Genomic DNA, 18,012 nt, shown 5'->3' with positions numbered 1-18,012 from the left:
TCCTTTCACTCCATTGGATGAGATCCGGCCGCTTCGGTTACACCGGCGCGGCCCGATGCACGTTTAGACCAGGGCTACGAGCTCGATCTCGACCAGCACGTCCTTGGGCAGGCGGGCGACCTCGACGGTCGAGCGCGCCGGCGGGGTGACGCCTTCGGGTGCGAAGTAGCGAGCGTAGACCTCGTTCATGCCGGCGAAGTCATTCATATCCTTGAGGAAGACGAGCGTCTTGAGGACATTTCCGAACGAGGTGCCGGCCTCTTCGAGCACAGCCTTCAGGTTTTCGAGCACGCGGGTGGTCTGCTCGGCAATGCCGCCGGAGACGACCTGCATGGTGGCAGGATCGAGGGCAATCTGGCCGGAGGTGAAGAGGAAACCGTTGGCCTTGGTGGCCTGGGAGTACGGCCCGATGGCGGCAGGCGCGCCGGAGGTGGCGATGACAGTCTTAGTGCTCATGGGGAGATTGTAGCGGGGGAGATGGAAGGCTGAAGCGAGCGGAGCGAAGAGAACTGCAGGTTCCTCCACTTCGCTTCGCTTCGGTCGGAATGACAGATGCTTTATCTGAGCCCTGAGCCCTGAGCTATGGATGCACCGGGTGCTCGCCGTAGAACTTCCAGCTGGTGGTGAAGTCCGGGGTGAGCTTCTGGTTCTCAAGATCCGCGCGGAGCAGTTCGATCGGCATCGAGTTCTCGTGCAGGATTGCGTCGTGGAACTGGCGATTGGTCATCTTGCCCGAGTCCACCAGCTCATGGTGCAGCGCGCGGAACTGCAATCCTCCCATCAGGTATGCGCACTGGTAGAGCGGCCCTACCGATCCATTGAAGGAGCGGCGAACCTCGCCGGTCGCGTTGTCCGGCTCGAAGCCCACATTGTCGATGAGGAACTGCACGCATTGTTGCGGCGTCCACTTGCCGAGGTGGAAGTTCATGGTGAAGATCACGCGCGCCGAGCGATGCATGCGCCATACGAGTGCGCCTACGCGTTCTTCCGGCGTCTTGTCGTAGCCGAGATCCCAGTAGAGCATCTCCCACCAGAGCGAATTGCCTTCGTGCCAGAAAGGTGTTTCGAAGACGCGGCGGTACTGGTTGTAGCGGGCCGACATGTAGAACTGCAGGAAGTGCCCAGGGATCATCTCGTGGAAGGCGGTTGCGTGCGAGAGCGGCGTCGAATTGCCGCGCATGCTCATCTCGCGCTGATCGTAGGTCATGGTGTCGGTCGGATAGGAGACGCTGATCTCGTTGCCGCCGGTGAAGAATGGGTTCACCATCTGACGTTCGGGCGTCATCATGATCATGCGCAGTGTCTCTTCGGCTAGCGGCGGCACAGTGACGAGATCATGCTGCTTGGCGAAATCGGCACCCGAGAAGATGAGGTCGCGGATCACGTCCGGCTGCTCGCCCGGAGCCACGTGCATCTGCTTGACCTTCTCGACAGCGGCGTGCCAGTTGTCGCCGTATCCCATCTCGTGCGAGGCCTCGAGCATCTGCTTCATGCACCAGTCGTACTCGGTCTGGGCAATGGCAATGAGCTCTTCGGGCGTATAGGGGATGTCATTGTCCTTCAACTCGGCCAGCAGGGCTTCGCGGCCCACGGGGTCGCCGATGATGGTGGTCTTGTCATCGGGCGCGATGCCGACGAGCTTCGACTTGAGGAAGTCGATGTATTCGGAGATGGCCTTGTCCGCCTGCTTGTATGGCAGGTCGACCCACCAGGTGAACTCGGGATCGTAGTTGTTGTACTGCCCGTACCACTGATGCAGCTGCTCCTGCAGCAGCTCGCTGGCCTCAATCGCGCGGTTGGCGACGACCGGGTTCACCTTCTTCGGGGAGTCGGGTTTCGGTGTGAGGTCGTGCTCCGCGGCTTTGATCGACTTCACCATATCGTTAAGCGCCTTCGCGGTCGGTTCCGCAGCGGGCCGCTGCATCGTGCGCTTGCCGTCGATAAAGCTCTCGATGGTCGCAGCATAGGGAAGCAGAGACTGCATCTCCTCGGCCTGATGCCTGCGGATCGCCAGCTGGTGCAGCTCGCCGGTGATGTGCGTGCGGATGAGCACATAATCGACGCGGTCTTCCTGCGAGGTCAGCGAGTCGAAGGGGATGGCACTGAGAGACTTCAGCTCGTCGTTGTAGAACTTCTCCATCCGTTCGAAGGTCGAAGGCTCGAAGGGGATGGTGTATGTCATCTCAAGCGAGCGAAGGTCGGCGCTGTAGTTCTGGATGAACTCGGGAAGCTGGCGTCCTGTGGGCGAGTCTGCCCCATGCGGAGCAGCGAAGACAGAGAGAGAGCTACAGGCCAGAAGGGCACTACAGAATCCGGCAGAAACGGAAGCGCGGCGAAAACGCGGCATGAGCGGGAACTCCGGGGAATGAAATGGAGTGGGACAGGCGCGACTCGCGCTTATGGCGTGTTATATCGCAGTAGAGGGTTGTATACAACAACGGATTTTTAGCCGCCAACCTCTCAGAAGCTGAGCGACATGTGCAGGTAGAGGATCCGGTTGGCCTGGGTGCTCGAATAGACCGTGCTGCCGAGTGCGGTCGAATGGCCGAATTCCGGTGCCCCGAGGACGCCTTCCGGTGTGCCCCCATTCACGATATTCAGCACGTTCTGTCCCACGATGCCGAGGTTCATCTGGAACCTGCGCGCTCCGGGAGCGCCGTTGCCTCCGGGAGCTTGTGGCCCGAAGGCGAAGTCGCGCGAGGCGCTGAAGTTGAGCATCAGCGTCGAAGGTCCGTCGCCGTAGTTGATGGGAATAATCGTCTGGCCAGGCTGGGGATCGGCGTCGAAGTTGCCCCATTTTGTGCGGTAAACACTGGCGCGGGTCAGGTCTGTCGCGAAGGCCGGACGGTCCGTGAACTGTGAGTCGCCGTTGAGATCAGTGCCGGTGGTGATGTTGAAGGGCGCGCTGGATTGGTAGACGAGAAACGGCTGGAAGTTGAACTTGCCGGGCGTGTTGGCCAACGCGCCGACGTAGAGCCTGTGGCGGATGTCCTTCGCGTCGCGTCCCCAGTCCTGGCCCAGGTCGTACTGGTCGGAGGGAAAGCTGCCGGGGCCGGAGGTGTTCGACTTCGCATGGCCGAAGCTGTAATTGCCATAGAGCGTCACGCGCGGAATGCGGTAGTGAACGTTCACATAGAGGCGATTGCGCCGCGAGTTGGCCTGGCTTTCGTACTCGTAGATGTTCTCGTTGCTGTCTAAGGGGCGTATCCCGCTGGTTGGGTCATCGGGATTGTAGGTGCCGGGCAGCGGTGCATTCACGTTGCGCGTGAGCAGCTGGTCGAAGCCGGAGAACCAGCTCCAGTCGGCAGAGACGGTCCAGCGCTTGCCGAAGCTCTTATCGAGGCCGATGCCGCGCTGGACGAGATAAGGGGCGTGCAGGCGGTTGTTGATGCGGTAGATGGTTGGCTGCGCACCGGAGCCGAGATCGGAACTGCTCGGAATTTCGGAATAGAAGTCAGGCTCGTTGACCACCCATTGCTGCTGCTGTACGCCGTTCTCCCGTCGCGCGTTGATGATGTACTTCGGATCGAAGCGGTTGTAGAAGATGCCCGCTCCCAGGCGCAGGACGGCCCACGCCGCCTTGTCGTGGTTCGGGCCGCGATTGGCGCCGATGCCCCAGGACCAGCTGCCGCGTGGGGCCCAGTCGTCGTGGTCGGGGATGCCCGACTGCGTCTCATAGCGCAGTCCGAGAACGAGGGTCTGGTTAGGTCGCAGGTGCCACTCGTCTTCGGCGTACAGGCCGAGGTCGGCGACGTTCACGCGCAGGCGGGGGGTGCCAATGGCGTAGCTGAACTGGCTGGGACCGCCTCCGAGCGCCTGAATCTGTGGAATGGTGAGGCCGGAGGCAAGGCCCTGCTCGGTGAGTTCGTAGCTCTCGATCGAGTCGAAGATGAACTGCCCGTTATAGCCGGCGGTGGAGGTATTGTCGTCGTCGACATCGCGCAGCCGGCCGCCGAAACGCAGGAGATGATTGCCGATCTCGCGCGAGACGTAGTCCTGCAGCTCGTAGTGGTTCTGGCCTTCGTGGAGCTGCCCCAGGCTGTTGCCTCCGCCAGTGAAAGCGCCTTCGACGGTCACCTCGGAGGCGCCGCTGACGGGCGTGGTGCTGTCATCGGTGCGCTGGAACTGGAAGCGGGTCTCGTTGACGGTATGCTCGCTCCACGTCTGCGTGTCTGCGAGCCTCAGCGCCTGCTCGGTGTGCCGCGTGTTGATGGCCATCGAGGGCAGCGAGAGGGGATTGTCGACCAGGTTGTCCTGCGCATACCGGCCGAACTGGTACTGCGCGGTGATCTGCTGGATCTTTCCCAGCTGAAAGTCGATGCGCGGGCCGGCATCGGTGGCGGTGAAAGGACTGCTGAGCGCCGCCTCGTAGGCCGGGCCGGTGCTCGAAGTAGTGGCATAGATATACGACTGGGTGCCGACGTCCTGGCGGTCGGCCGCGAGGAACCACGAGCTGGACTTCGACAGTGCGCCGCTCAGGTCCCCGTTCGAGTAGAAGGAAGAGTAATCCGGCTGTTGCGTGATAAACGGATTCCTCGTGTCGAGGGCGGAGTCTTCGCCGAGGAGATCGAGGTCGCCATGCAGCTGGTCTCCGCCGCCCTGGGTAAAGACTTCGACGTGGCTCTCGCCGGTCGAGTCATATTGCGCCGAATAGGGGTTTGCGTTCAGACGGATGCCGTGGATTGCGGCTTTCGGTGGCAGACGGGTCACGGTAAAGCCGTCTACCTGGAGGTTCATCGGCTGGCCGCCGGCCATGGCCTGCAGCAGCGTCTTCAGGTCGCTCGGGTTGGTGGGCAGGGCGGCCATATCATGCCGGTCGAGCACCAGCGCCTGTCCCGAATTTTCGGGACTTGTGCTGACCTCTTCGTCGCTCACGGCAACGTCCTGCCGCTGCACTTCAATCTTGAGCGTGAGGCGTAAGTGGACGGATGTGTTGGCCGAAACCAGAAGGCCGCTGCGATCCGCGGGCTGGAACCCGGGGGCTTCGACCCGCATGGAGTATGTGGAAGGCGCAAGATTCTCAAAGCGGAACGCGCCGGCCTGGTCGGTGCGTTGCTGGATGGTCCAGCCCAACGCCCCCTGGAGGGTAATCTGCGCTCCCTCGATGAGGGCTCCGGTCGGATCCATGATGATGCCGGAAACGCTTCCGCTGGAGGCGGTTTGATGACTCTGTTCCGGGGAGGGTGCCTGTGTCTGACCCTGTAATTGAGCAGACCCAATTGCCACCAGGAACATAAGCGTGAAGCAGGTCTGCCTGCATCCTCGCTTTCCGGCTGTTGCCAACCGGTTCGCCTCCAACCAACCGCACCGACCCATGAATCTCCTGCCAACACGCCGGGCAATGCAAGGCTCCCGTGGATCTTTCGCGTTCTTCTGTTCTCTGCGACGGACTTCTCCGCCTGTAGCCTGCCTTCTGCATCGGCAGCAATGACACTTCACCCCGGACCGCAGCATGGTGCGAGGTCTGGGCAGCCCTCAAGATAAATGAAAACCCGGTGAATGCGCCGTGACGCGCAGCCTTCAGGTAAGGACCATGCATGGAAGTTCGCGTTATTTACTTAATCGCAAAACTACGGCAAATTCCTTCATATCGGGTTACCACTCTTGTGTTAGCGGCTTACTCGCGAAGTGGGATTCTGCCGGGAGCGCTCACGCGAGAGACTGAGTCTGTCACGAGGGTTGCGGTTTGGGGGAACAACAGCTCTCAGGGCACGAAAGGCCTGCCATACGGCAGGCCTTTCGTATTTTCATGCTGAGATCCTCATGCTGCTCAGCGCCCGGCCTGCTTCTTGAAGAACATGCCGGCGGCGAGAAAGAGCGCCGCAACCATGGCGGCGAGAACGCCGCGATCCAGCGCGTGGTGATGCAGGGCGAGCAGCGCGTCCAGAAACCACGCCGCCGCACCCAGAAACCAGATCCAATAGAAGTTCCGGCTCACTCTTTTTATGGGATGCGCAAGGAGCCGATCAGGCTCTACATCCTCTAGATCTCAGTCGCCGTCAGAGTGATCTGCGGCGCCGGGGCTGTCTCTTTGGGAACGGGATCGCCCGGTTTCAGTGGCCGGATATGCATTTCGTTGGTGATGCGTGTGGGCTGGTTCAGAGCGACATCCACCTGCCGTTGGAAGGTCAAATTGTGGTGGCGCGGCTCGGAGCTGCCGGTGGGTGCTGGCGTCACGCTATCCATGGTGAAGGAGACATTTGCAGCCACACCCTTTGCCGATTCGCGGACTTCCATGCACTGGAGCGTTTGCTGCACCACGGTTTGTGGTTCTTCGGTGAGGCCCGAGGCTGTTGAGCTTTGCGCCATCCCGCCGTGCTCAGGACTTACCGGCACATCAAGCGTAAAAATCTGCGGAGCTTGTTTTCCCTCGGGATACGAAAGAACGAAGGTCAGCCGGTAGTGTTTCGGCTGCGCCTGTGCGGATTGCGATTGTGCCGGGAGAGCGGTGCATATACTCGCGGCCAGGACTGCAAGAACAGCGGCTCGGATCATGGGCTTCTCCTGAGAAATGCGACGTGCGGCGCGACAGGAGGAAGTGCGGATACCTCCACCCATCCAAACAACCAGACGCCCCCTGAGCGGAATTTGCGCGCAATTTCAGGCAGGAGTTTGCGAATCGGGAAGCGATGCCGGGCGCCGCAACAGGGCACCCGGCTATTTTCCTACTCCACTTTTAGGATCAGGCACTTCAGGTACTCGGTCTCCGGAATCGTCAGCACCACCGGATGGTCGGCCGCCGCGCCGCGCCGCTCGAGCAGCCGGACACGCCGTCCCGCATCGCCTGCAGCTGCGGAGACGACTGTCTGGAACTCCGCGCCCGAGACGTGGTGCGAGCAGGAGTTAGTCACAAGGATGCCGCCGGGGCGGAGCATCTTCATGGCGCGCAGGTTCAGCTCCTTGTAGCCACGGAGAGCGCCTTCGACGGCACGCTTCGACTTGGCGAAGGCTGGCGGGTCGAGCACGATCGTGTCGTACTTTGCGCCCGCCTCGCTCCAGTCCTTGAGCAGGTCGAAGGCGTTGGCTTCCATCCAGTCGACTTTCGCGATGAGTCCCGGATTCCGTTCGAGGTTGCTTTCGGCTACCTCGAGCGAGGCGTGGGAGACGTCGACGCCGGTGACCTTCGAGCAGACCTGCGCAAGGTGCAGCGCGAAGCCACCCTGGTAGGTGCAGACGTCGAGAGCCTCGCCATGCGCATAACGGGCCGCGGCGGCGTAGTTCTCGCGCTGGTCGAGGAAGGCGCCGGTCTTCTGCCCGGCGGTCGCGTCGTAGTGCAGCGAGAGCCCGCCGTTCAGGCGGAAGGTGGTCTTGAGGAGCGGCTCGTCCTCGGCTGACCACAGCGGCGCGGAGCCGGCGTCGGGGCTGAGCTTTTCCAGTTCGCGGATGCGTGGATCGGGGCGCTCGACGATGGTCGTGACATCGGTGCCGAGGGCCGCCCGCAGCGTCTCGGTAACGACGATGCGCACCGCCATGCTGTCGAGAGCCTTTGAGAGCAGCTGCACGACGACCAGCTTGCCGTACTTGTCGACGACGAGGCCGGGCAGGCCGTCGGCTTCGCTGAAGACCAGCCGTGCGGCATCGGTGCCCGCGCTGGCGAAGATCGGGCGGCGCTCTTCGACGGCGGTCTTCAGGCGCGAGGCGAGCAGACCGAGCCATGCGGCTTCGCTCTCCAGAACGTCCGTCGAGACGAGGCGCAGCGCGATCTCGGAATATGGGCTGTAGAGCGCGGTGCCGAGCGCAAGACCTCGCTGATCGGTGACAGTGAGCAGCCGCGGCGCGTCCACATCCTCGGCATCCGGCGAAACGATGGCTCCGGCGGGTAGAGTGGCGATGTCCGAGCGATAGACCCAGACATGGCCATGGCGCAGGCGATCGGCTCCGCGCCGGGACACTACGGCAACACCGTCCTCGCCGGGCACGGGTGCGGCTGCCGGACGCGGACCCTTATCGAAAGCGCGCGGATTCGCCTTTTGCTCGCGCTTCGGCGCTGCGCCGGATTTCGGTGCTGCGCTGGGGCGCGGACCGCGCTGCGCCGGGGACTCGTTCCTGGTTCCGGCTGCAGCCTGGCGTAACGGCTTTTCCAGATTGTTGTCCAGCCTGGTGTCCTGTTTCATTTGAGGGCGCTGAGCCTGACTTCCGTAGGGGCTCTGTGCCTGCTTCTTGTCCCGGGTCTGGTCGGGGGCTTTTGACGCGCGTGCTGCGCCCGATCCTTCACGCCCTGATTTCTTGTGCCCTAATCCTTTGTGCATCGTCCGCTTATCCGTCTTCATGGCAAACCATCATCTTTTCACACCTGCCTGCGAACTCCCACCGTTGTGGGATTCGACCTCCCGTGGCGTGGGATACCTGGGAATGAGCCGTTGCGGGAGACTGGTGTTGTCACGAGGTTGCGGTTTGGGGGAACTTCAGTTTCGGGACGTAAAAGGCCTGCCTGACCGGCAGGCCTTTTGCTTTTCCGGCTGAATGGGCATGCGTATCCCCCGCTGGTAACCGCGCGGGATCCACCGAGGTGGTATGTCCGGGGCAACTGTCGTGGGATACCGGGATTGGCGGAGTTGCGGGAGACTGATGTTGTCACGAGGTTGCGGTTTGGGGGAACTTCAGTTTCGGGACGCAAAAGGCCTGCCAGTCGGCAGGCCTTTTGTTTTGCCTGAAGAGTTTCTTGCCTGCGAATATCCCACTCCGGGAATGAGGTTTGGTGGCTGGTAGTAATCGTCGATGTTGGACCGAGGTGGTATACCCGGGGCGACCGTCGTGGGATACCGGCACAGGCTGAGTTGCAGGAGACTGATGTTGTCACGAGGGTTGCGGTTTGGGGGAACTTCAGCTCTTAGGACACGAAAGGCCCGTCTTTGACGGGCCTTTCGTATTTCCGGCCAATCCAGGAACGCTGTCCGGTTGCCCACATTGGTGATGTTCGAGAGCGATCCGCGCATCCACTTCATGCGTGCTTCGCTGAGCCCGTATAGAATTAGATATGGCAACCGTCCACACCGGGACTCAGGCCGGATCCCATCCGGGCTCACCCGCCGAGCAGAACGCCTCGCTGTTCGCTGACAAGTTCAAGCAACTTGTCGATACGGTCCATGCCAATCGTCCATCCGACGACACCGAGATCATCCGCCGCGCCTGGCAGTTCTGCCTGGAGCATCATGATGGCCAGCTGCGCGCCTCGGGCGAACCCTACGTTCTCCATCCGCTTGAAGTAGCGATTGTGCTGGCGAGCATGAAGCTCGACTCGACGGCGATTGCCGCGGGCCTGCTGCATGATGCAGTCGAAGACACGCCTGTAACGACGGCCGACATCACGGCACGCTTCGGTGAGCAGGTGGCGCACATCGTCGAGGGCGTGACCAAGATCGACAAGATCGAGTTTGCCGCCAAGGAAGATCGCCAGGCCGAGAATGTGCGCAAGATGCTGCTGGCCATGGTCTCCGATATCCGCGTGGTGCTCATCAAGCTGGCTGACCGCCTGCACAACATGCGGACCCTGCAGCACCTGAAGCCCGAGAAACAGCAGAACATCGCGCGCGAAACCCTCGATATCTACGCTCCGCTGGCGCATCGCCTGGGCATGGGTAAGATTCGCGGCGAGCTCGAGGACCTGGCTTTCCGCTATGTCGATCCCATCCAGTACCAGCAGGTGCAGGAGGCGGTCGACGAGCGCCGCAGCGAGGGCGAGCAGTTTCTCATCGGTGTCGAGGCGCTGCTGAACGAGAAGCTGCGCGAGGCCAATATCAAGGCGCGCGTGCAATGGCGTATCAAGCGTCTTTACTCCATCAATCAGAAGCTGCAGAAGTCGCAGATCTCCGTGGATCAGGTCTATGACCTGCTGGCGCTGCGCGTGATTACGGCCAGCGTGCCGGACTGCTACGCGGTCTTCGGCATCATTCACAGCATCTGGCGGCCGGTGCCGGGGCGCATCAAGGACTTCATCGCCATGCCGCGCCCAAACCTCTATCAGTCACTGCACACCACGGTGATGGGTGAGGCCGGACACCAGTTCGAAGTGCAGATCCGCACCGAGGAGATGCACCGCATCGCCGAGGAAGGCATCGCGGCGCACTGGAAGTACAAGGCAAGTGGATCGCCGATCTCGGCACGCGACGAGCAGCGCCTCGCCTGGGTAAGACAGCTGGTCGAGTGGCAGCGTGAGATGACCGATCCGAATGAGTTCCTCTCGACGCTGAAGATCGATCTCTATCCGGAAGAGGTATACACCTTTACGCCGAAGGGCAAGGTGGTGGTGCTGCCCAAGGACGCGAGCCCGCTGGACTTCGCGTACTCGATCCATACCGAAGTCGGCCATACCTGTACGGGCGCGAAGGTGAACGGGCGCATCGTGCCGCTGCGCTACAAGCTGCGCAACGGCGACATCGTCGAAGTCATTACGCAGACAGGCCACACACCGAGCCGTGACTGGCTCTCGATCGTCAAAAGCTCACGCGCGCGCAACAAGATCAAGCACTGGCTCAACGAGCACCAGCGGGAACGCGCCATCGAGATCGGCCGCAAGCTGCTCGAGCGCGAAGCCCGCAAATACAAAATTTCGCTTTCGAAGTACGACGAGTCCGACTACGAACGCGTGGCTGCGGACTACAGTCTGCCTACGCCGAACGATCTGATGTCGGCAATCGGTTTCGGAAAGTACTCGGCGCGGCAGGTGCTCAACCGCCTTGCCCCCGGCGTCATCCAGCCCGCGGCACAGCCCGAAACGGAATCCGGCAACGGCCCGTCTGACACGGTCAAACGCGTTGCCATTACCAGCAACGCCGATTCGCTGCAGGTGGAAGGGCAGGACGAGTTCCTCGTTTATCGCGCGCGCTGTTGTAACCCGATCCGGGGCGAAGAGATCATCGGCTACGTCACCCGCGGCAAGGGTGTGGCGGTGCATGCGCGGAGCTGTCCCAACGTGCAGAACCTGCTCTACGAGAGCGACCGCCGTATCACTGTCGAGTGGGCGCGCACGGGCGACGACCTTGCCGGCCGCAAACTGACGTACCCTGTGAAGCTCACTGTCTTTTGCGATGACCGCACGGGCATGCTCAAAGAACTGACTGCGGTGATCAGCGACGAGAACACGAACATTCGTACCGTCGATTCCCGCCCCGGTGAGAACGACGACGCGATTGTGGAGTTCGTGGTCGAAGCCGAGGATCTTCGCCATCTCAACCGCCTGGTGATCGGTCTGCGCCGTGTACCCGGCGTGCGGGATGTGCAACGTTCGCAGAAGCTGTGACGCATTTGTTCTTCCGTAGAAATTCCTGATAACCAACTCGCCACAGGCAGAAGCTTTTCTCCGCTCTGCTTGCGCACGCACATCGCATGCGGCATGACAATGCATGTGTAGGTGCGGAGGGTAAGTGGCGATTTCAAGACGGAAGATGATGCAGGCTTCCCTGCTATGTGCAGGGGCTGCATTCGGGCATGGGTACGGGCTTTGGGCTGAGACGGCAACCGGACCGGATATCGAGAACACATTAAGGACCATTGAAGCGGGAACCGGTGGACGGCTGGGCGTGGCTCTGCTCGATGCGGAAGGCAAGCTGCTGGCGGGATGGCGCCAGGAGGAACACTTTCCCATGTGCAGTACTTTCAAAGTGCTGGCTGTATCGGCGCTGCTGGCGCGGGTGGATCGCGGCGAGGAGCATCTGGATAGGGTGGTGCATTTCCAGCAGTCCGATCTGGTTCCGTATTCGCCGGAGACGAGCCTGCACGTCGATACCGGGATGACGGTGGGTGAGATCTGCCGTGCGGCGATCGCCCACAGCGACAACACCGCGGCAAATATCATCCTGGCCTCGCTTGGGGGCCCGGCAGGCGTGACTGCGTGGGCGCGTCATCTCGACGACGCGGTGACGCGGCTGGACCGGACGGAAACCTCGCTGAACGAAGGCACGCCGGGCGACCCGCGCGACACCACGGCGCCTGCTCACATGGCTGAAGATCTGCGGAAGGTGACGACGGGGGATGTGCTCTCAGCGGCCTCGCGGGCACAGCTGACGGCGTGGCTCGAGGCAAACACCACGGGCAAGGCGCGAATCCGGGCAGCACTGCCCGCAGGCTGGCGAATTGGAGACAAGACCGGCACCGGGGATCATCGCACGGCGAACGATGTGGCTGTCATCTGGCCTTCCGCCCCCACGGGTTCTATGTTGCCGGGTCCTGTGTTTCTGGCCATCTACCTGACCGAGGCCAAGGTGGAATTTCCCATGCAGGAGGCGGCGATCGCGTCGGTAGCTCGCGCCTTTGTGGAGCAACGCCTGATCTGATTTTCAGCGGGATGAAATCCATTCCGGAAGTCAGCTTAAAATCGGCCCTGTTTTCGCTTTTTATTCGCTAAAATCTCAAATGTCCGGCAGTCTCAGAAAACGCCTGCCGGCTACTGAGGTAGCGCGATGACAGTCGAACAGAAGCTGGCGATCCTGGCGGATGCGGCGAAGTATGACGCTTCGTGCGCAAGCAGCGGCGCTCCGCGTGCGGGCAATGGTAAAGGGCTGGGGCATTCGACCGGAATCGGCATTTGTCACAGCTACACGCCGGATGGACGCTGCGTCTCGCTGTTGAAGATCCTCCTGACCAATTACTGCACCTACGACTGCGTGTTCTGCGTGAACCGCGTGTCGAGCGATATTCGCCGGGCGCGCTTTACACCGGCGGAGGTGATCGGGCTGACGCTCGATTTCTATAAGCGGAACTACATCGAAGGACTCTTTCTCAGCTCCGGGATCGTGCAATCGCCGGACTACACGATGGAGCAGCTGATTGCGGTGGCGCGCGGGCTCAGGGAAGAGCATGCCTTCGGAGGATATATCCATCTGAAGGCGATTCCCGGGGCATCGGCTGCGCTGCTCGATCAGGCGGGCACCTATGCCGACCGGATGAGCGCAAACATGGAGCTGCCGACGCAGCAGGATCTTGTGCAGCTGGCTCCGGACAAGCGGGTTGGCACCATCGAGGGCGCGATGGGGCAGATTCACGGGCGGAAGCAGGAGCTCGACGAGGATCGGCCACGGCATCGGGCGACGCCGAAGTTTGTGCCCGCCGGGCAGAGCACGCAGATGATCGTCGGGGCCACGCCGAGCAGCGATCGCCAGATTCTGGAGACAGCGCGGCATCTCTATGGGCGTTACCGGCTGCGGAGAATCTACTACTCTGGCTTCTCACCATTTCCATTGGGAGATGCGCGGCTGCCGCAGAGACCTGCGCCTCTGGTGCGTGAGCATCGGCTGTACCAGGCCGATTGGCTAATGCGGTACTACGGCTTCGACGCGCGGGAACTGACGACGGAAGGTGAGCCGAACCTGCGGCTGGACCGCGATCCTAAGCTGACCTGGGCGGAGGCGAACGAAGACTTCTTTCCAGTGGATGTGAACACGGCATCCCGCGAGCTGCTGCTGCGCGTGCCGGGGATCGGATACCGCAATGCGGAAAGAATCGTGAGTATCCGCAGATATCATCGGCTTTCTTACGCAGATCTGACGAAGCTCCATGTGCGGATGAAGCTGGCGGAACGATTCGTAACAGCGACGGATCATATTCCCGGGGTGCGCTGGCGTGAGGATCGCACAGAGATGCCGTCTCGCAGGGGGCCGAAGCCGATATCGAAGCCGGTACAGATGGGGCTGTTCGAGGCAGGCGATCCGGCTGTGTCGGCGATGTCGGGAGAGTTGTGAGCGCGGTATCGGGCGTGCGGCGAGTAGTGATCGCCCCATGCCCCGGCAGCGGCTTCGATACTGGCTTCGAAGCGTGGCGGGACGCAGCGCGGCGGCTGGTGGGTGCGGGAGTCTCTCCGGATGACGTGAGCTTTGTGGATGCGCGGGATGCGGTTTCGGGGCTGCTATTTTTCGGCGAGGCAGAAGTTTTGCCGGAGCCGTCGACCCCGGTCATTGCGCCTCGGGCTTTTGTCGAGAGGGCGCAGATCGTCGCCTGCCATCGCGATGGTAGCCGCTGGCAGCTCATGTACCGGCTGCTATGGCGTTTGCAGCAGGAACGCGACCTGCTGGCAGTCGAGGTCGATGAAGATGTGGCGGCATTCCGCCGGATGGAAATTCAGGTTGGGCGCGATCTCCACAAGATGCATGCCTTTGTGCGCTTCCGTCGCGTCGAGGAAGAAGGCAGCGAGCATTTCGTGGCCTGGTATGAGCCAGCGCATCGGATCCTGGCGATGGGCGCGCCTTTCTTCGCGGAGCGCTTCGCTGTGATGCGCTGGTCGATCCTGACGCCGGATGGCTCGGCACGCTGGAAGCCGGGTGCGAAGGCGGTCGTCCTCGGTCCTGCTGTTAGCCGCGAAAATGCTCCAGGGGACGATGCCCTCGAAGAGGTATGGCGTACCTATTACCGCTCGATCTTCAACCCGGCGCGGGTGAATCCGGTCGCCATGCGCGCGGAGATGCCGCAGCGCTACTGGCGGAATCTGCCGGAGATGACGCTGTTGCCGGAGCTGCTAACGGGTGCTGGTGGCCGCGTAGAGGCGATGATGCAGCAGCAGGCGAAGGAGACCGCGGCGACGTGGGTACCGGAGGAGCGGTCCTTGCCGGTTCTGCGCGCGGCAGCGGCGAAATGCCGTGGATGCTCGCTCTGCGAGAAGGCTACGCAGACAGTTTTTGGAGCGGGGCTAAAGTCGGCGCGGCTGGTGCTGGTCGGCGAACAGCCAGGAGACGAGGAAGATCGCGCAGGATTGCCGTTTGTCGGTCCGGCCGGAAGATTGCTGGATGAGCTGCTGCACGAGGCGCGGATCGATCGCAGCCTGGTGTATGTGACGAATGCGGTGAAGCACTTCAAGTTCGTCGAGCGGGGGAAGCGGCGTCTGCATGAGTCGCCGCGTATGCGCGAGATGACAGCATGCCGGCCATGGCTGGAGGCGGAGCTGGAAACGATTCGGCCGCGGCTCACGGTGTGCCTTGGAGCAACGGCGGCGAAATCCCTGCTGGGAGCGAAGTTTGCGCTGATGAAGCAGCATGGGCAGCTGCTCGGCACTGAGTTCTACGGCGAGGTGCTGGCGACGATTCATCCCTCGGCGGTGTTGCGCGCTTCGGATGAGGAGCGTGGCAAAGCCATGCGCGCGATGTTGAAGGAAGATCTGGAGCGGGCAAGAAGAATCGTCTTCGATTGAGGTATCGCAGGGAAAAGCAAAGAGCCTGCCCCATAGGGGGCAGGCTCTTTTGTGTATGCGATGAAGCTGCGGTTTAGGTGGTGGAGCGCGGCTTGACGACCATCATCTGTACCGGAACCGCCTGTCCCGAGGAGTTGGTCAATCCCGGGTTGATGGTCTGGGTGTCCTTGAAGGTCGAAGTGCTGACGTAGTGGATCAGGTTGTCGCCGGTGGTGCTGATGAAGAAGATCGATCCATCCGGCGAATAGATACCGGCGACCGGCGATGCTGCGGTGCCCGAGAGCTGGACGTAATCCAGCGTGCCGGCCTGGCCTGAAGTTGTGGCGGGAATGTAGTACGGCAGCAGGCCGGAGGCCGAGGTGCCGGTGTAGGTCACGAACGTCGAGGTCGACTCCGGCGAAGATACGATGCCGTTGATCTCGGAGGGCGAGATCTGCGACATCGTGGCCTGATTCAGCGTGGTGGTGAAGCTCTGCGGATCGGCACCGGAATACGCGGGGCAGGCGCCGGTAGGCACCGTCACACCGATATCGGTGAAGGTGTTATCCGAAGCGCTGGCGCCGTACATGTGCGTGCCGTCGTTGCTCGAGGCCAGCTTGTCGGTCACGGCATTGGCTGCCGTGCCGATCGACGCGGCCGGATAATAGACCGGGTTCGCGCTGCTGTTCGGGCAGAAGGTGTGCGCGGTGGTGTCTGCGCCGCCGGCGATGAAGGGGCCAACCGCAGGCACGGTGACGGCTACATTGGCTCCGCAGAACGGATCGTAGCTGCCGGTAACCAGCAGGCTGTTGTTGTTCAGCGTGCAGGACTGCTGGCTGCTGGCCAGCGTAAAGGTGCTGCTGTAGGTGCTCCAGCCGCTGTTCGCATTGTGGACGAAGAGAGCGCCGTTCGTGTCGCCGCTGCAGCCTGCGCCGGTTGTGGTGGTGCTGGAGGGGACGCAGCCGACGATGTAGACATTCTTGCCGTCGGGCGAGAACGTGGCGCTGGTGGCTACGCCGCCGACGCTGGTATACGCGCCGCTCGAGACGGTGTAAAGGTAGATGACGTCGCGGAGCTGGTCGTTGATGACCAGCGTCGTGCTATCAGGCGAGACCGCCAGAACCACGCCGGGGACGTTGGTGTCTTCCTTCGCCAGCGCGTTGGTCGAGGCCGAGTACTCCATCAGCTCGCGATAGCTGCCGAAGTAAAGGTTCGTGCCCGTGGCGTCGCTGAGCATCGAATTGGGGATATAGGGCAGCTTGACCGGCGTAGAAGGCGTGCCGTTGGTCAGGTCGACCTCGGAGAAATACTGCGACTCCGTCGACGCCATCCACAGCAGGGTGCTGGATTGGCCGGTCGAGGTCAGGTCGAGCGTGTTCGAGACGACAGGCATGCCGTTGCCGAGGTAGCCGATCTCGTCGATGGGCGAGGGGTTGCAGTCGGTCGGCTGGCAGATGGCGCTAATCGCGGCCTTCGAGGCATAGGTGGACGAAACCGCGCCGGCAGAGCTGACGGCGATCTCCTCGGGCTGCGTCGAGGTGTAATCGAGGGTAAGGCCGGTGAGTGAGGTGCCGTTCTTGTCGGCGACCGCAGCAGAGAGGTTCAGCGGCGTGCTGGGATTGATGGTCGTGCTGCTGATGCTCAGGTCGATGCTGGTCGGCGGGCAGGTGTAGAAGTAACCGGCTGCAGCCGAGACGCTGGCGACCGATGCATTCACGACGGTCGAGCCCGGGAGCTCGGCGGTGGTGGCGCCGTTCGTGCCAGTGCCGGTCGAGCTCAGGTTGTTGATGGTGACGACCGAACTGGTGACCGGGGTATAGGTGATGGTGCCTACGTCACCCGAGGGGATTGTATTTCCATTGCCGTCTGTCACGACCGCGGTAAACGTCGGTCCGGCCACGTTCTGCGAGGTGCAGGCTGTCTGTTGATTACTGATCGTGATCGATGAGACAGGAGGGTGTATGTATACCGGGACTTCGTTGCTGGTGACACCCGCAGCGCTGGCCGTGATTTCAGCAGTTCCGCAGCTCGATGAGGCGCAGCTGCCGCTGCTGGAGCCCGAGGGCGCTGTGCAGATGGTGTAGTCGGTGATGCCGCCGGGGCTGTTGCGGTTCCAGGTGCCGGCGCAGATGGCGCCGGTCGGGGAGATGTCCGCGAGGTCCAGGTTGCTGCTGCCATAGGTGTAGCTCGACACCGAGGCGCTGGCACCTTTACAAGTGGTCGCCGTGGGTGCGGTGATCTGGCCGGTCTGTCCCCAGGAAAGGGAGACGCCGGTGGTCTTAGGCTCCAGATCGATGGCGTAGACCTGACTGGTCTTGGGACCGTAACCGAGGCCGTTGCAATAGTCGCCCGTCTGAGTCTGGCAACCGGAGATCGAAAGTCCTACGGGTAGAGCAAAGACGAACAGTGCTAAAAAGGCGAGAAACCGCTGCATGCAACCTCCCCGTCCGGGCGCTGGCGGCGCGGACGGTCTATACCAGCCGAAAGTGTCGAACCGTCCTTATTAGACTAGGGTTCCAAAGAAGTGTACCAAAGCAAACGGACGGAATTTCGGCTGGATACAGGACGCGGTGCGAGAGTCGGATTGGAACTGGCTCAGGGGTGCGGAATGGAATCGCTTTTTGCAGCGGGCGGATGATTTCCGCTACTCACGCCACGCATGTGGAGAAGCTCTTCCTGAAGCTTCAGCAGGCGGCGTTGCATGGCAAAAAATTCATCTTCGATATCGAGGAAAGCCTGGCAGACAGCCGGTTCCTGTAAAGACAGTGAGCGGCGGATGAGGTCGAGCTTGTGGAAAGGGACGTCGAGCACAGGAGAGCCTTTCAGCACAGATTTCAGCCGGAGCTAGTGTTGTGAGGATTGTGACGCGGGAGAAAGGAAAAGAGTTGGACCGTTTCTGAAAGAAAACTGAGGAAAAA

The 18,012-nt window shown here is 61.8% G+C and carries 12 protein-coding genes; 4 read left to right on the top strand and 8 right to left on the bottom strand.

Features of this window, described 5'->3' with window-relative positions:
- Positions 1-63 precede the first annotated feature (63 nt).
- The 6 genes from QM649_RS06255 to QM649_RS06230 all read right to left on the bottom strand — a co-directional run bounded on the left by QM649_RS06255 (position 64) and on the right by QM649_RS06230 (position 8,114).
- Positions 64-456, bottom strand: a complete 393-nt coding sequence (locus QM649_RS06255) for a RidA family protein (protein WP_415198159.1) — start codon at positions 454-456, stop codon at positions 64-66.
- 124 nt (positions 457-580) lie between these two features.
- On the bottom strand, positions 581-2,347 hold the full coding sequence (locus QM649_RS06250; RefSeq protein WP_415198158.1) for a DUF885 family protein: 1,767 nt from the start codon (positions 2,345-2,347) through the stop codon (positions 581-583).
- 113 nt (positions 2,348-2,460) lie between these two features.
- On the bottom strand, positions 2,461-5,235 hold the full coding sequence (locus tag QM649_RS06245) for a carboxypeptidase regulatory-like domain-containing protein (protein WP_415198222.1): 2,775 nt from the start codon (positions 5,233-5,235) through the stop codon (positions 2,461-2,463).
- Between the two features lie 535 nt (positions 5,236-5,770).
- Positions 5,771-5,938, bottom strand: a complete 168-nt coding sequence (locus tag QM649_RS06240) for a hypothetical protein (RefSeq protein ID WP_415198157.1) — start codon at positions 5,936-5,938, stop codon at positions 5,771-5,773.
- Positions 5,939-5,982: 44 nt separating this feature from the next.
- Entirely contained in the window at positions 5,983-6,495 is a 513-nt protein-coding gene (locus QM649_RS06235; RefSeq protein ID WP_415198156.1) for a hypothetical protein, read from the bottom strand.
- A 170-nt stretch (positions 6,496-6,665) separates the two neighbouring features.
- The gene (locus QM649_RS06230; RefSeq protein WP_415198155.1) at positions 6,666-8,114 is read right to left on the bottom strand and encodes a class I SAM-dependent rRNA methyltransferase; all 1,449 of its coding nucleotides are present in this window, start codon (positions 8,112-8,114) and stop codon (positions 6,666-6,668) included.
- An 863-nt stretch (positions 8,115-8,977) separates the two neighbouring features.
- Here QM649_RS06230 and QM649_RS06225 point away from each other — a divergent pair.
- The 4 genes from QM649_RS06225 (at position 8,978) to QM649_RS06210 (ending at position 15,115) form a co-directional block, all read left to right on the top strand.
- Entirely contained in the window at positions 8,978-11,239 is a 2,262-nt protein-coding gene (locus QM649_RS06225) for a RelA/SpoT family protein (RefSeq protein ID WP_415198154.1), read from the top strand.
- A gap of 124 nt (positions 11,240-11,363) precedes the next feature.
- Positions 11,364-12,272, top strand: coding sequence for a class A beta-lactamase (gene bla / locus QM649_RS06220; protein WP_415198153.1), 909 nt, complete (start codon positions 11,364-11,366; stop codon positions 12,270-12,272).
- Between the two features lie 126 nt (positions 12,273-12,398).
- A complete protein-coding gene (locus QM649_RS06215) occupies positions 12,399-13,676 on the top strand; it encodes a putative DNA modification/repair radical SAM protein (protein WP_415198152.1) in 1,278 nt (425 codons plus the stop codon).
- Positions 13,673-15,115 carry a UdgX family uracil-DNA binding protein gene (locus QM649_RS06210; RefSeq protein WP_415198151.1) on the top strand — a complete coding sequence of 481 codons (1,443 nt, stop codon included), beginning with the start codon at positions 13,673-13,675 and terminating at the stop codon, positions 15,113-15,115. The genes QM649_RS06215 and QM649_RS06210 overlap by 4 nt, the downstream gene beginning before the upstream one ends.
- Positions 15,116-15,188: 73 nt before the next feature.
- Here QM649_RS06210 and QM649_RS06205 read toward each other — a convergent pair whose 3' ends face one another.
- Complete coding sequence (locus QM649_RS06205) at positions 15,189-17,528, bottom strand: YncE family protein (RefSeq protein ID WP_415198150.1); 2,340 nt, start codon at positions 17,526-17,528, stop codon at positions 15,189-15,191.
- Between the two features lie 161 nt (positions 17,529-17,689).
- Entirely contained in the window at positions 17,690-17,905 is a 216-nt protein-coding gene (locus QM649_RS06200) for a hypothetical protein (protein WP_415198149.1), read from the bottom strand.
- Between the last annotated feature and the right edge of the window lie 107 nt (positions 17,906-18,012).

This window comes from Silvibacterium sp. (assembly GCF_047605705.1).
Taxonomy (GTDB): Bacteria; Acidobacteriota; Terriglobia; order Terriglobales; family Acidobacteriaceae; genus Silvibacterium.
Note: the sequence above shows the minus strand (reverse complement) of the source record. Positions and strands in the feature narration are given on the sequence as shown.

Bases quoted from the DNA above. Each gene is read 5' to 3' on its own strand.
- QM649_RS06250 (WP_415198158.1), bottom strand. From the start codon at position 2,347: ATGCCGCGTTTTCGCCGCGCTTCCGTTTCTGCCGGATTCTGTAGTGCC.
- QM649_RS06235 (WP_415198156.1), bottom strand. From the start codon at position 6,495: ATGATCCGAGCCGCTGTTCTTGCAGTCCTGGCCGCGAGTATATGCACC.
- QM649_RS06245 (WP_415198222.1), bottom strand. From the start codon at position 5,235: ATGTTCCTGGTGGCAATTGGGTCTGCTCAATTACAGGGTCAGACACAG.
- QM649_RS06215 (WP_415198152.1), top strand. From the start codon at position 12,399: ATGACAGTCGAACAGAAGCTGGCGATCCTGGCGGATGCGGCGAAGTAT.
- QM649_RS06255 (WP_415198159.1), bottom strand. From the start codon at position 456: ATGAGCACTAAGACTGTCATCGCCACCTCCGGCGCGCCTGCCGCCATC.
- QM649_RS06205 (WP_415198150.1), bottom strand. From the start codon at position 17,528: ATGCAGCGGTTTCTCGCCTTTTTAGCACTGTTCGTCTTTGCTCTACCC.
- QM649_RS06230 (WP_415198155.1), bottom strand. From the start codon at position 8,114: ATGAAACAGGACACCAGGCTGGACAACAATCTGGAAAAGCCGTTACGC.
- QM649_RS06225 (WP_415198154.1), top strand. From the start codon at position 8,978: ATGGCAACCGTCCACACCGGGACTCAGGCCGGATCCCATCCGGGCTCA.